Origin of the sequence: Brevibacterium daeguense (assembly GCF_021729135.1) — a bacterium.
Lineage (GTDB): Bacteria > Actinomycetota > Actinomycetes > Actinomycetales > Brevibacteriaceae > Brevibacterium > Brevibacterium daeguense.
In genome coordinates this window covers 250,712-263,999 of the sequence record NZ_JAJTWW010000003.1, presented here as the reverse complement: position 1 = coordinate 263,999, position 13,288 = coordinate 250,712, and the positions used below count along the sequence as shown (strand labels likewise).

General features: G+C 66.5%; 12 protein-coding genes. 6 read left to right on the top strand and 6 right to left on the bottom strand.

Features of this window, described 5'->3' with window-relative positions; translation table 11 throughout:
* Positions 1 to 37: 37 nt before the first annotated feature.
* On the bottom strand, positions 38 to 1,306 hold the full coding sequence (glgC, locus tag LXN01_RS04855; protein WP_236863440.1) for a glucose-1-phosphate adenylyltransferase: 1,269 nt from the start codon (positions 1,304 to 1,306) through the stop codon (positions 38 to 40).
* 105 nt (positions 1,307 to 1,411) lie between these two features.
* Between glgC and glgA the strand changes: the two genes are divergently transcribed.
* The 4 genes from glgA (at position 1,412) to LXN01_RS04835 (ending at position 5,262) form a co-directional block, all read left to right on the top strand.
* Positions 1,412 to 2,593, top strand: a complete 1,182-nt coding sequence (glgA, locus tag LXN01_RS04850; RefSeq protein ID WP_236863439.1) for a glycogen synthase — start codon at positions 1,412 to 1,414, stop codon at positions 2,591 to 2,593.
* Positions 2,594 to 2,652: 59 nt separating this feature from the next.
* A complete protein-coding gene (locus LXN01_RS16300) occupies positions 2,653 to 4,065 on the top strand; it encodes a sensor histidine kinase (protein ID WP_236863438.1) in 1,413 nt (470 codons plus the stop codon).
* Positions 4,050 to 4,742: a response regulator transcription factor gene (locus tag LXN01_RS04840; RefSeq protein WP_236863437.1), complete on the top strand. Its 693-nt coding sequence runs from the start codon at positions 4,050 to 4,052 to the stop codon at positions 4,740 to 4,742. The genes LXN01_RS16300 and LXN01_RS04840 overlap by 16 nt, the downstream gene beginning before the upstream one ends.
* Before the next feature lie 94 nt (positions 4,743 to 4,836).
* On the top strand, positions 4,837 to 5,262 hold the full coding sequence (locus LXN01_RS04835) for a hypothetical protein (protein ID WP_236863436.1): 426 nt from the start codon (positions 4,837 to 4,839) through the stop codon (positions 5,260 to 5,262).
* A 28-nt stretch (positions 5,263 to 5,290) separates the two neighbouring features.
* Here the strand turns inward: LXN01_RS04835 and LXN01_RS04830 are convergent, their stop codons facing one another.
* Entirely contained in the window at positions 5,291 to 6,751 is a 1,461-nt protein-coding gene (locus LXN01_RS04830) for a mycothione reductase (protein ID WP_236863435.1), read from the bottom strand.
* 65 nt (positions 6,752 to 6,816) lie between these two features.
* Complete coding sequence (glnA, locus tag LXN01_RS04825; protein WP_236863434.1) at positions 6,817 to 8,241, bottom strand: type I glutamate--ammonia ligase; 1,425 nt, start codon at positions 8,239 to 8,241, stop codon at positions 6,817 to 6,819.
* A gap of 187 nt (positions 8,242 to 8,428) precedes the next feature.
* Here glnA and LXN01_RS04820 point away from each other — a divergent pair, with 187 nt between their 5' ends.
* Entirely contained in the window at positions 8,429 to 8,869 is a 441-nt protein-coding gene (locus LXN01_RS04820; RefSeq protein WP_236863433.1) for an RDD family protein, read from the top strand.
* Positions 8,870 to 8,947: 78 nt separating this feature from the next.
* On the opposite strand, the gene LXN01_RS04815 is transcribed toward LXN01_RS04820, so the two are convergent.
* The 3 genes from LXN01_RS04815 to lipB form a co-directional block, all read right to left on the bottom strand.
* On the bottom strand, positions 8,948 to 9,682 hold the full coding sequence (locus LXN01_RS04815) for a DUF4191 domain-containing protein (protein ID WP_236863432.1): 735 nt from the start codon (positions 9,680 to 9,682) through the stop codon (positions 8,948 to 8,950).
* 35 nt (positions 9,683 to 9,717) lie between these two features.
* A complete protein-coding gene (lipA, locus tag LXN01_RS04810; protein WP_236863431.1) occupies positions 9,718 to 10,758 on the bottom strand; it encodes a lipoyl synthase in 1,041 nt (346 codons plus the stop codon).
* A 73-nt stretch (positions 10,759 to 10,831) separates the two neighbouring features.
* Positions 10,832 to 11,488 (bottom strand): lipoyl(octanoyl) transferase LipB, encoded by a 657-nt coding sequence (gene lipB / locus LXN01_RS04805; protein WP_236863430.1) that lies wholly within the window; start codon positions 11,486 to 11,488, stop codon positions 10,832 to 10,834.
* Positions 11,489 to 11,650: 162 nt separating this feature from the next.
* On the opposite strand from lipB, the gene LXN01_RS04800 reads away from it, so the two are divergent.
* Positions 11,651 to 13,228: a hypothetical protein gene (locus LXN01_RS04800; RefSeq protein WP_236863429.1), complete on the top strand. Its 1,578-nt coding sequence runs from the start codon at positions 11,651 to 11,653 to the stop codon at positions 13,226 to 13,228.
* Positions 13,229 to 13,288: the final 60 nt, after the last annotated feature.

The window sequence follows — 13,288 nt, the reverse complement described above, 5'->3', positions numbered from 1 at the left end:
CACGCACCCGAACCGAGACCACGACGAAAGATCGAGGCTAGAGGCGCGGCCGGTCGTCGAAGGGATCGTCGTTGACGACGTGGTTCTTCGGGACGACGGTGAGGCCGGATTCGGTGACGGTGAAGCCGCGGCGGCGGTCCACCTCCGGGAACAGGCCGACGGTCTCCCCGGGCGGCACGACGACGTTCTTGTCGAGGATGGCACGGTGAACGCGTGCCCCCCGCTGGATGCGCACGTCGTCCATGAGCACCGACGACGACACGGCGGCCAGCGAGTCGACGGTGACGCCCTGGGAGACCACCGAGCCCTCGACATAGCCCCCGGAGATCACGACGCCGTTGGCGACTATCGAGTCGACCGCGCGACCCGGCTGATTGTCGATGTCGTGGACGAACTTCGCCGGCGGCAGGACCGTCTGACGGGTGTAGATCGGCCAGCGCAGGTTGTAGAGGTTGAAAGCCGGCACCGGGGCGATGAGATCCATGTGCGCTTCGTAGAAGGAGTCGATGGTGCCGACGTCACGCCAGTATCCGCGGTCATTGGGCCCGGCACCCGGGACCGCGTTGTGCTCGAAATCGTAGACCCCGGCCCGGCCTTGGCGGACGAACGCGGGGATGATGTCGCCGCCCATGTCGTGGGAGGAGGCCTCATCCTTGGAATCCTCGACCACGGCATCGACCAGAGCCTGCGCATCGAAGACGTAGTTGCCCATCGAGGCAAGGAACTCGCCGGGGGAGTCCGGCAGTCCCGGGGTGCTGGCCGGCTTCTCGACGAACGCCTCGATCCGGGTGGGATCCTCGGCGGCGGTCTCGATGACACCGAACTGCTTGGACTGCGAGACCGGCTGGCGCACTCCGGCGACAGTGGCGGGAAGCCCGGATTCGACATGGGCTCGGATCATCTGCGAGAAGTCCATCCGGTACACGTTGTCGGCACCGAGCACCGCGACGATGTCGGGCCTTGCGTCGTAGATGAGGTTCAGGCTCTGATAGATCGCATCTGCGCTGCCCTGGAACCACCGCTTGCCCACGCGCTGCTGTGCCGGGACGGATGCGATGTAGTTGCCCAGCAACGAGGAGAAGCGCCAGGTCTCCGAGATGTGGCGGTCGAGCGAGTGCGACTTGTACTGGGTGAGCACCACAACCTCGCGCAGGCCGGAGTTCACGAGATTGGAGAGCACGAAGTCGATGAGCCGGTAGGTGCCGGCGAACGGCACTGCAGGCTTGGCACGGTCGAATGTCAGCGGCTGCAGCCTTTTGCCCTCGCCGCCGGCTAGGACAATCGACAGAACTCTGGGATCCGACATCGGCGCCCCTCTCCGGCTAGGTTGACGACGTACTTCACACCCTATTGGTTTGGGAAGACATCGGCCAACACCGTCCGCTGACACCGACCGTGGTTAGATTGAACTGTGCGTACAGATATCGTGACCAAGGAATTCCCGCCGGAGGTCTACGGGGGCGCAGGCGTCCATGTGGCCGAGCTGAGTGCGGTGCTGTCCCACCTCATGGACGTGCGCGTGCACGCCTTCGGAAGGCCTCGCGAGGAGGATTTCGCGACCGGCTACCCGGAGATCGAGGCGCTGGCGCAGCAGAACTCTGCAATCCGCACTCTCGGAGTGGACCTGTCCATGGTCGCCGGCATCGCCGGAGCCGACCTGGTCCACTCGCATACCTGGTATGCGAACATGGCCGGCCATCTGGCCTCTCTGATGTACGACATCCCGCACGTGCTCTCGGCTCACTCGCTCGAACCGCTGCGGCCCTGGAAGGCCGAGCAGCTCGGCGGCGGGTATGCCGTCTCGTCCTGGGCAGAGCGCACAGCATACGAGGGCGCGGCCGGGGTGATCGCGGTGTCTGAGGGCATGAAGCGCGACATCCTCCGCGTCTACCCCCAGATCGACCCCGACAAGGTGCGCGTGGTCTACAACGGCATCGATTCGGCAGTCTGGAAGCCGAACGCGGACACCACCGTGCTGGAAGAGCACGGAATCGACCCGGACCGCCCCACTGTCGTCTTCGTCGGGCGCGTGACTCGTCAGAAGGGCCTGCCCTATCTGCTCCGTGCGGCGGCACTGCTTCCCGCCGACGTCCAGTTCGTGCTCTGCGCGGGCGCGCCGGACACCCCGGAGATCGCCGCTGAGGTGGCGGGGCTGGTCAAGGGCCTCCAGGAGGAGCGCTCCGGCGTCGTCCTGATCGACCGGGTCCTGCCGCGCGAGCAGCTCACTCAGCTGCTCACGCATGCGACGACCTTCGTCTGCCCGAGCGTCTACGAGCCCCTGGGGATCGTCAATCTCGAAGCCATGGCGTGCGGTGCTCCCGTCGTCGGAACCGCGACCGGGGGCATTCCCGAGGTCGTCCTCGACGGGGAGACGGGAATCATCGTCCCCATCGACCAGGTCGACGACGGGACCGGGACGCCCAAGGACCCGGACGCGTTCGTGCGAGATCTCGCGGCCGGTCTGACAGAGATGGTCTCGGACCCCGAACGCGCTGCGGAGATGGGGCGCAGGGGCCTGGAGCGGGCGGTGACCCACTTCTCCTGGGAGCAGATCGGCCGTGACACGGTGCAGGTGTACGAATCGCTTCTCTGAGCCTGTGGAACCGGCTCCGTGCGGTCTCGAAGTCGTTCCGCGGCCGCACCCTCGTCGTCGTGCTCACCGCAACCCTGGGCGGACTGCTGATCGCAGGGGGAGTGAGCTACACGCTGCAGGCCAAGAACGTCTCCGATCGAGCCAACGCGGAGATCGACGACGAGATCCAGGATCTCCGGACCGTCGCCGAGGCAGGCCGCGAGGGCAGACCCTTCGCCTCGGTCGACGAGCTGCTCTTCACCGCGATGTCCGCGGACGTGCCGAGTGAGCATGAGTCCTTCGCCGCCCTCATCGACGGGCGCGTGGCCTACGTGCCTGCCGGTGAGCGCGCTGTGGACTTGACGGCGCCGGACCTGCTGGCCCACGTGGACAGACTGGCCGATCCGAACCAGGTCGTTACGAGCGACATATCCGCCGACGGCCGGCTGCTGCGCATCGCGGTCGTCCCGGTCCAGGTGACCGGTGACCCGGCCCAGGGCTATTTCCTCGTCGCCTACGACATCGGCTTCTACCTCGCGGAAGTGGCTCGGAGCGCCTGGGTGTACGCAGGCGTCAGCCTTGCCACTCTGGTCCTCGTCGGCGTGCTGGGCTCAGCGGTGATGAAGGGTCTGCTCCGCCCGGTCCGGGAGATCAACGAAGTCGCCGAGCGTGCCGATGCCAACGATCTGAGCGCGCGCGTCGACGTCACGGGCAGCGGCGACGAGATCGACCGTCTGGGTGCCGGCTTCAACTCGATGCTCGATCGGGTGCAGGCGGGCGTCCAGGAACAGCGCCGGTTCCTCTCCGACGCGGGGCACGAGCTGCGCACCCCGCTGACGATCATCCGCGGCAATCTCGAGGTGATGGACGAATCCGACCCCGACGACGTCGTCGAGACCCGGGCTCTCATCCTCGACGAGGTCGATCGGATGAATCGGATGGTGGAGGACCTGCTGCTGCTGTCGAAGGCTCGGCGGGCCGACTTCGTCCAGCGGGGGCGAGAATCGGCGGCCACGATCATCGCCGAAGTGGCGGCCAAGGCCGCGAATCTCGGCACCCAGCGGGTCGAGGCGGTCACCTCGGTCGACCAGGCGATCGCCGTCGATCGCCAGCGGATCGAGCAGGCCATGCTCCAGCTGGTCCGCAATGCCGTGACCTACACGCCGCCGCATTCCACGATCGCCATCTCCGCGAGCACTACCTCGGCTCCGGCACGCCACCCGGAGGCGGGGCCGGCGGCGCTGTTCAGCGTCATCGACAACGGGCCCGGAATCGCCGTCGAGGAGCAGGAGCACGTCTTCAAGCGCTTCCATCGCGGCACCACCGGGCGCGGCAGCGAGGGCACCGGACTGGGTCTGTCGATCGTCGCCGCGATTGCCCGCGCCCACGGCGGCTGGGTCGACCTCGAGTCCGAGCCCGGCCACGGCTGTGCTTTCACGATCGTCATCCCCCGCACTCCGTATCGAAAGGACCTCGAATGGCCCACATCCTGATTGCAGAGGATGAGCAGAACATCGCTCGGTTCATCGCCAAGGGGCTCAAGCAGGCAGGGCACTCCGCCGACATCGCCGCCGACGGAATGTTCGCGCTGCAGTCGGCTCTGCACGGGGACTACGACCTCGTCATCCTCGACGTCGGGCTGCCCACGATCGACGGATTCGCGATCCTGGCCGCGCTGCGGGAGTCGAAGAACTCGACTCCGGTGATCATGTGCACTGCCCGGGACTCGAGCGAGGACACGGTCCACGGGCTGACCGGGGGAGCTGACGACTACATCGCCAAGCCGTTCCAGGTCTCCGAGCTCGTCGCGCGGGTCGATCTGCGCCTGCGCGGCTCCCGTTCCGAGAAGGAGCAGGCTCCGGCCCCGTCCGAGGTGCTGCGGGCCGGCGACATCGCGCTCGACGTGCGATCACGGACGGCCATGGTCGGCGACAAGAGGGTGGATCTGTCGGCGCGGGAGTTCACCCTCGCAGAGCTGTTCGTGTCCAACGCCGGCACTGTCCTGACCCGAGAGCAGATCATCGACCGCGTCTGGGGGTACGACTACGAGGGCAGGTCGAATGTCATCGAGGTCTACGTCCGCTATCTGCGCCAGAAGTTCGGTCACAGCGCGATCGAGACGGTGCGCGGCCTGGGCTACCGGATGGTGGCCGAACCGGAAGCCGAATGATGAGAGGCCTCTCATCCTCGGCTCATCCGGGTCTCACTCTGGCAGCAGATGATGGACGGGCAGCCGTGGGGACGCAGGAGGAGGGGACCGGAGAATGAGAGCGCTGATCGCCGTCGGAGCAGTGGTGCTGGCTCTGCTGGCCGGATTGGGTCTGTGGGCCACCATCTCGATGGCGCCCTCCGATGCCCAGCGCGAACCGGTGGTCGCCGACACCTCGCCCGGTTCCGCGGACGGAGCAGGGCTGGAGCAGCCGGAAAACGATGACGCCTCCAGCCCGTCGGCCAGCACTGCGAATCCCGGAGACCGGTCGGATGCCCCGGGGCAGCATGAGCAGGAAGCACCCGACGCACGAATCCATCGGCCGGCGACCGAACGTGATTCGAGCGGCTCGTCAGAAGGCTCAGGACCGCGCGAGGTCGCTCCACAGCCGCGCCCTCCCGGTGGCGATGATGACGGTGGCGACGATGAAGCTGATGACGACGACGATGATGACGACGATGATGACGACGACGAGGACTGACTGACTGCGCCGGTCGATCCGGATCGAGTCAGTCGGCGAACTCGAGGCCGAGGAGCGCGTTCTCGACGACCTCCGGCAGGGCGGGATGGATCCAGTACTGGCCGGACGCCATGACATCAGCGGGCAGGCCGAAGGCCATGGCCTGGACGAGCGGCTGGATGATCATCGAGGCCTCGTGGCCGACGATATGAGCGCCGAGGATCCGGCGGCTGTGCCGATCAGCGAGCACTTTGGCGAAGCCCGTGGAGTCTTCGAGGGCCCAGCCGTACGCCACATCCGAATACTCCTGGATCTTGCAGGTGTAGTCGACACCGAAATCTCGCAGCTCCGCCTCGGTCGCGCCGACCGTGGCCGTCTGCGGGTCGGAGAAGACCGCGGCCGGCACGGCATGGTGATTCGTTCTGCGCAGCTGATCCTCGCGGGCCGTTCCGATCTCGCCGGTGGCGATGTCGGCGAGAAGGTTCGCCTGCACGACATCGGCTTCGTGGTTGGCGACGTGCTTGAGCTGATACGGAGAGCTGACGTCCCCGAGCGCGAAGACGCCGGGCAGCGGTGCGCCGCCGGAGAGCGCGCGCTGATACGCGTCCACGGCGATGCGGCCGTGAGCAGTGTCGATGCCGGCGGCCTCCGCACCCAGCCCGAAGATGTTCGGCGACCGGCCGGTGGCGAGCAGGAGGACGTCGGACGTGAACGGTGCAGGCACCTCGGCTTCCGGCACCCGGTCAGAAGCGCCGACCTCGATGAGCACACCCGACTCGGTGAGCTCGATGGTGTCGATCTGGGACCCGAGGACAACGTGATGGCGCTCCGCGAAGGCTTCGGTGAACCGCTGGGAGACGGTCTCATCGGTGTCCGTGAGGAGGCCGGAGCCGCGGACGAGAACAGTCACCTCGACTCCGAGCGCGGAGAAGACATGGGCGAACTCGACCGCCACGACTCCGCCCCCGACGATCGTCATCGAGCGCGGCAGCTCCTCCATGCGCATGACGGTATCGCTGGTGAGCACCGGATAGCCCGGGGCATCCACTCGTTCAGCGTCGAGTCCGGGAATCCGGGGGATGTTGGGACGGGATCCGGCGGCGATCACCACGCGGTCGGCCGTGAAGTCGAACCCGGACTCGGTGCGGAAGGACTTCGGTCCGGTGAAGCGCACGTGCTCGGGATGGACAGTGACGTTGGGGAGGCGATTCGTGCGGTAGTCGCGGCCGTCCGATTCGATCGGGTCGATGCGGTTGAAGATCCGGTCGCGGATGGCCGGCCAATCAGCGGACTCGAAGCGGGTGGTGATGCCGAAGCGCTCCGATTCTCCTGCCGCGACTGCCAGATCCGCAGTATGGACGAACATCTTGGTGGGGATGCACCCCACGTTGAGGCAGGTGCCGCCGAACAGGCCCGACTCGGCGATCGCCACCCGCTGGGTGCTGAACCTCTCGTCGACGATCGAATTGCCCGAACCCGTGCCGATGACGAGGAGATCGTAATGCGTCATGGGCCCAGTCTAGGAGGTGACACCGGGGAGCACCGCGCGCGGTGCTCCCTGGTGTCAGGTCAAGCTCAGAGCGAGTAGTAGAGCTCGAACTCGGTCGGAGTCGGACGCAGCTTGGCGACGGCGATCTCGTGCTCGCGCTTGTAGTCGATCCAGGTCTCGATGAGGTCCGGGGTGAAGACGTCGCCCGCGGTGAGGAAGTCGTGGTCGGCCTCCAGCTCCACCAGCGCGTCCTCCAGCGAACCCGGCACGAGCTTGATGTCAGCGGCTTCCTCGGGCGGCAGTTCGTAGAGGTCCTTGTCGATCGGCTCCGGTGGCTCGATCCGGTTCTTGATGCCGTCCAGACCGGCCATCAGCTGGGCCGAGAAGGCCAGGTACGGGTTCGCCGACGGGTCCGGCACCCGGAACTCCAGGCGCTTCGCCTTGGGCGATGCGCCGGTCACCGGGATGCGGATGGCCGCGGAGCGGTTGCGCGCCGAGTAGACCAGGTTGACCGGAGCCTCATAGCCCTTGACCAGACGCCGGTAGGAGTTGATCGTCGGATTGGTGAACGCGAGGACCGCACCCGCATGCTCGATCAGACCGCCGATGTACCAGCGGGCGAGGTCGGAGAGCCCGGCGTAGCCGTTCTCGTCATAGAACAGCGGTTCGCCGTCCTTCCACAGGGACTGATGGCAGTGCATGCCGGAGCCGTTGTCGCCGTACAGCGGCTTCGGCATGAAGGTGGCCGACTTCTCGAACTCCCAGGCGACGTTCTTGACGATGTACTTGAAGTCGAGGAGCTGATCGCCGGCGTGCTGCAGCGTGTCGAAACGGTAGTTGATCTCCTGCTGGCCGGCGGTTCCCACCTCGTGGTGAGCGCGTTCGACCTGGAAGCCGATCTGCGCCAGGGTCAGGGAGATCGCGTCACGCACGTCGGCGAAGTGGTCCTGCGGGGAGACGGGGAAGTACCCGCCCTTGTACGGAGTCTTGTAGCCGAGATTGCCGCCCAGCTCCTCGGCGCCGGTGTTCCAGGCTGCTTCGATCGAGTCGATCTTGAAGAACCCATGGCCCGGATCGTTCTGGTACTGGATGCTGTCGAAGAGGTAGAACTCCGCTTCTGCTCCGAAGAGAGCCGTATCGGCAATGCCAGTGCTCTTGAGGTAGGCCTCGGCCTTCGCGGCCACCTGACGCGGGTCCCGCGAGTAGGGCTCGTCGGTGAAGGGGTCGACGATCGAGTGGGTGATGACCATCGTCTTGGCTTCACGGAAAGGATCGATGAACGCCGAGGAGACATCCGCGAGCAGTTTCATGTCCGACTCGTGGATCCCTTGGAATCCCCGGATGGAGGAGCCGTCGAACAGCAGACCCTCGCTGATCTCCTCCTCGCCGTAGGCCGAAGCCGGCAGGTTGAAGTGCTGAACCACTCCGGGAAGGTCGCAGAACCTGATATCGACGAACTGGACCTCGTTCTCTTTGAGATAGGCAACGAGTTCGGCTGGTGTGGAGAACAAGATCACTCCTGGGGTATGGGCGAACGGAAGACGCGGGCCGGCTGCCTGCGCGGCTGATCACAGTCTAGTCAGAAGGAGTTAAAGCGGAATGTCTCCGGTGTTTCCGGCATGTTTCGCGTCGTCGCGAGAAAGGCGCCCCGCGAACGATCCCGAGACGCGCCGAGGAGCGAGGGGTACGCTGGTGGTCGTGATTGATCGCGAAGACATCGGCTCCTGGCTCCACGGCCCGCAGTTCTCCGTCCCGGAGGACTACTGGCCCGGCAAGAATCTCGGCCTTCCCGAGTCGGGACCCGGTTCGACGGCTCCGCTGTGGCGGCGGCTGCTCGGGCTCTGCTTCGACTGGGGGATGAGCTATGTCATCGCGCTGTTCCTGTTCGCGGGGCACGAACTGGCGATTCTGGCCGTGTTCGCCGTCCAGCACTTCGTCCTGGTCTCCACGCTCGGCACCACAGTCGGCCATCGCGTGTTCGGGATCGAGGTCCGCCGCTTCGACGGCAGCGCCCCGGGCTTCCGCGCAGGCTTCCTCCGCACTGTCCTGCTGTGCCTGGTGATTCCGGCCCTGATCTTCAATGTCGACCGCCGCGGATTCCATGACGTCGCAGGCCGGACGGTCATCGTCCGCCGGTGATGACCGGGCCGGCGGCGCACGCACAATTCGAGCCCAGGACTCCGGTCCCGGGCTCGAATCATCAGTGAGCTGCTGACCTCAGCGGCCGCGCAGCGCCCGGCGGTCCGGACGCGCGCGCATCGGGTCGATCCCCTTGGGGATCGGAGGCCTGGAAGTCATGGTGCCGAGAGCGGTGAGCCGTTTGCGCACCGCCAGCACCTCGGCCTTGTTGAGCCCGCGCGGCACCTTGTGCACAGTGCGGATCACCCTGTCCAGAGGAATCTGGTCGGCGCCGTCCCCGCCCTGGAAGGTGTGGATCGGCACATTGGGGAGAACCCGCTCGTGGCGCTTCTTCTCCTTGGCCAAGAGCTTGGCAGCTCGGTTCGGGGGACCTTCGCTGAACAGTACGACGCCGCCCTTGCCGGTTGCTCGATACACGAGGTCCTGGGTTCGAGGATCGATCGTGATCGGCTGCTCGTCCATTAGCCAGCCGCGGCGAGCGGTGTTGAGCACTGCTCCGATGGCTCCCGGCTGCCCCTTCATCTCCGCGAACGCTGCTGTTTCGGCGAATCGGCCCAGCATGAACATCGCCAGGAAGATTCCGACCATCAGGCCGAGGATCACCCACAGCCACATCGTGCCGAAGAAGTACCCGCCCACGACGCCCAGAGCCGTGAAGCCGAGAATGGCCGCGGCCATCAGCCACACGGAGGCCGGGTTGTGCCGACGAGCCAGCTGGAAGACCTGCTTCATCTGAGCCAGTCGGCCGGTCGTGTTGGGGTCCTTGGGCTTGCGCCTGAACAGGCGGCGCGGCTTCTCTTCCTGCTGTGACATTCTCTCGCTCGATCGGTGTTCGGATGGGCTTCGGACTAGAAGTTTACCTCTTCTCCCGGTCCGAAGGCGTCGACGACCGATTGAGCCTCCTGCTGGGCCGGGGTTTCCCGGTCGAGATGGATGAGATGCTCCGGGATCTCATGACCCCGCTTGCGCATCGCCTGTGCCCAGAGTCGCCCGGCTCGGTAGGAGGAGCGCACCAGCGGGCCGGACATCACGCCCAGGAAGCCGATCCGCTCGGCCGCATCGCGCAATTCGACGAAGTCCTGCGGCTTGACCCACCGCTCGATCGGGTGATGCCGGGGCGACGGTCGGAGATACTGGGTGATCGTCACGAGGTCGGTGCCGGCCTCGTGCAGGTCTTCCAGGGCCTCGACGACCTCGTCGTTGGTCTCGCCCATCCCGAGGATGAGGTTCGACTTCGTCACCAAGCCGGCCGCGCGTGCCTTCGTCAGCACCGACAGGGAGCGCTCGTAGCGGAATCCCGGTCGGATCCGCTTGAAGATCCGCGGCACCGTCTCGACATTGTGGGCCAGCACCTCCGGCCGCGAGGAGAACACCTCAGCCAGCTGCTCGTCGTCGGAATCGAAATCCGGGATCAGCAGCTCGACTCCGGTGCCGCGACCATCCTGGTGCTCGATGGCATGGATGCGGCGCACGGTCTCGGCGTAGAGCCACGCGCCTCCATCCGACAGATCGTCGCGTGCGACTCCCGTGATCGTGGAATACCGCAGGCCCATCTCGGCGACGGAAGCGGCAACGCGACGGGGTTCGTCCGCGTCGAACTGTGCGGGCTTGCCGGTGTCGATCTGGCAGAAGTCGCAGCGTCGGGTGCACTGCTCGCCGCCGATCAGGAATGTCGCCTCCCGGTCCTCCCAGCACTCGAAGATGTTCGGGCAGCCGGCCTCCTCGCAGACCGTGTTGAGCTCGGATTTCCGCACCAGGGACTTCAGCGCGGTGAACTCGGGTCCGATGCTGGCCTTGGCCTTGAGCCACGCAGGCTTCGCCTCGATCGGGGTCTGGGAATTGCGCGCTTCGATCCTCAGCAGTCGACGGCCTTCGCTGGCAATGGTCACGGTGCTTTCCTCACTGTTGGCGATATCGGATCGGAGACGGTTCCGACGAGCGGGTTCTGGCTGAAAGAGCGGATCAGGCGGTGACGTGCGTTCTCAGGAGCTCGACGAGCTCGTCCGCGACGTCGCCGGGTGTGATCCGGGTGCCGAGTTCGGCAGTCAGGCTCGTGACTCCGGCGTCCGCGATACCACACGGAACGATCGAGTCGAACCCGGAGTTCGAATTGGAGCAGTTGAGCGAGAGCCCGTGCATGGTGACACCATCCTGGATCCGGATGCCGACTGCGCTGATCTTGCGCTCGGGCCGGTCTCCGGCTGCGGGCAGCCAGACGCCGGAACGACCCTCGACCCGGTTCGCCGGAAGCGAGCGGCGCGCACACAGCTCGATCACGGCGTCCTCGATCTGGGAGACGAAGAGCCGGACCTCCTTGGGATCGTGGAGTCGGTAGAGGAGATAGACGACCAGCTGGCCGGGACCGTGCCAGGTGATCCTGCCGCCCCGATCCACATCGATCACCTCGACGCCTCCGGTCGGCCGTTCGAAATCCTCGGTGCGTCTGCCCGCAGTGAAGACCTCGGAGTGCTCCAGTACGAGAAGGGTCGAAGGACGGGTGTCGGCGACGATCTCCCGGTGGTACTGCTGCTGCCTCCTCCACGCGGAGCGATAGTCGACCAGCGTCGGGTCGAGCCCCAGGACTTCCACAGCGAAGGAGGTTTCCATCGACGTTGACATGGCGTCAGCCTATGCAGGTTCACGACCCCTCACCAGCCGAGTGTCACCAGATGACACCAAGCCGCAGACCCAAGCGCCTGGAGAGGCATCAAACGTTGCCAAACAACATCAAATGATGGTGTGATGAACCTGAGACCGTCGCAATGACAAGCAGGAGCTGAGATGGCGCAGAAATGGGAGCCGGAAGCGGAAGTGGCACCCGGCATCATCAGGGTGCGGTCAGGGGAGCTGTCGGCCTGGTTCCTCGTCGACGGCGATGAGCAGGACCTCGAAGCGAACTGGCCCGAACCTGCACCCGAGCGCGGTGAGATCGTCGATGCCGGGGGCACGCCGAGGACTGGGATCCTCGTCGGGCGGCAGGAAGGCGGGATGCTGGTCGACAGCCTCCGGCGCCACGGCGGACTCAGCTCCGAACAGACCATTGGAGTTCTGCTCGAATGCCTCGCTGCGCTCGACCGGCTGCCCGACCCGCCGCCCGGCCGCACCCGTGTGCATCGCCAGGCCTTCGCGATCGACGCCGCCGGACTGGTGTGCGTCGTCCCGTGCAGGACCGAGGGTCTGGATGAGGTCTCTCCGCCCTGCGAGTTCGGTGAGCTGGCCTACCTGTGCCTGACGGGCCAGACCTGGCAGGAGAAGGCCATGCCGGTCCGCGATCTGGCGCAGGCGCCCCTTCCGCCGCTGGCCGAGCTCGTCATCGAACTCCTCGAGGGAGATGCGGGCGCGGTGCCGCCGGCGACATCGCTTCCGCCGGGTCTGGCAGTCCGGCTCGCAAGCATCGCCGACCCGGCTCCCGTGCCCTTCGTGCCCTCGGAACCCGAGGTGCCCGTCGGGGAAGCGGTGACGGCCCAGCTCCGGCTCGACGCCGGTTATCTCAGCCGACTCGCAGCCCCTTCGGCTCGTGCAGAGGAAGGGAAGCGCCCGCCGTCCTCCGCACCGGACAGTTCACCTCCGGGGATCGGCCGACTCCGAGGCGCCGCACGCCGAGGCACCGGACGCCGAGGCGCCACACCCCAAGGCACCGGACGCCGAGGCACCACACGCCAAGGCACCACACGCCAAAGCACCACACGCCAAGGCACCGGACGCCGAGGCGCCACACCCCAAGGCACGGCCGGCAGGGGAGCGGGCCCTGCGCCGGCGGGCCGCCCATTCAGCGCTCGGAGCAGAGCCGTCCTCGGCACGACTCAGAGCAGATGGCGGATCGTGGGCGCCGGTGCCGCCGCGGCTGCCCTGCTCTGCGGAGCCGTCCTGCTGCTGACCCCCGGCGCTGACCGGACGAGCACGGCAGTCGCAGGACCACAGGGGCTGCAGACCTCCGCACCGCCGGCGGCCTCATCAGCACCCGCCGAATCCACTGCGACCGAATCCGTGCCCGCGATGGAGAGTGGGCCCTCCGACCCGGTGGCGGCCTTCGAGCAGCTGACCACCCTGAGAGAAGAAGCCTACGAGACCGGGGACCCCGAATTGCTGAGATCGTTGACGGTTCGCGGCTCACCCGCCGCGACTGCAGACCAGACCGCTGCCATCGGAGAATTCGCCGGGAGCGATGTCGACATCACCGTGCGCTCGATCGCGGATCCCGTCGTCACCGGGCAGACGGCTGTCCTCACGATCAGCATGCGGACGGCAGTGGTTGATCCTGCAGGAGCCCGGCGCGACTACGGTGTCCAGGATGTCGAAGTGGAGCTCAGGATGGACGACGGGAGTTGGCGCGTCTTTCAGGTCACCATCACCGGATGAATCAGCCGAGGGCCGGACGAACAGTCTGTTCGTCCGGCCCTCGGCTGGTCATGCCCCGGC

Coding starts and splice junctions, on each gene's coding strand:
- glgC (WP_236863440.1), bottom strand. CDS start 1,306: ATGTCGGATCCCAGAGTTCTGTCGATTGTCCTAGCCGGCGGCGAGGGC.
- LXN01_RS04840 (WP_236863437.1), top strand. CDS start 4,050: ATGGCCCACATCCTGATTGCAGAGGATGAGCAGAACATCGCTCGGTTC.
- LXN01_RS04835 (WP_236863436.1), top strand. CDS start 4,837: ATGAGAGCGCTGATCGCCGTCGGAGCAGTGGTGCTGGCTCTGCTGGCC.
- LXN01_RS04830 (WP_236863435.1), bottom strand. CDS start 6,751: ATGACGCATTACGATCTCCTCGTCATCGGCACGGGTTCGGGCAATTCG.
- LXN01_RS04815 (WP_236863432.1), bottom strand. CDS start 9,682: ATGTCACAGCAGGAAGAGAAGCCGCGCCGCCTGTTCAGGCGCAAGCCC.
- lipB (WP_236863430.1), bottom strand. CDS start 11,488: ATGTCAACGTCGATGGAAACCTCCTTCGCTGTGGAAGTCCTGGGGCTC.
- LXN01_RS04800 (WP_236863429.1), top strand. CDS start 11,651: ATGGCGCAGAAATGGGAGCCGGAAGCGGAAGTGGCACCCGGCATCATC.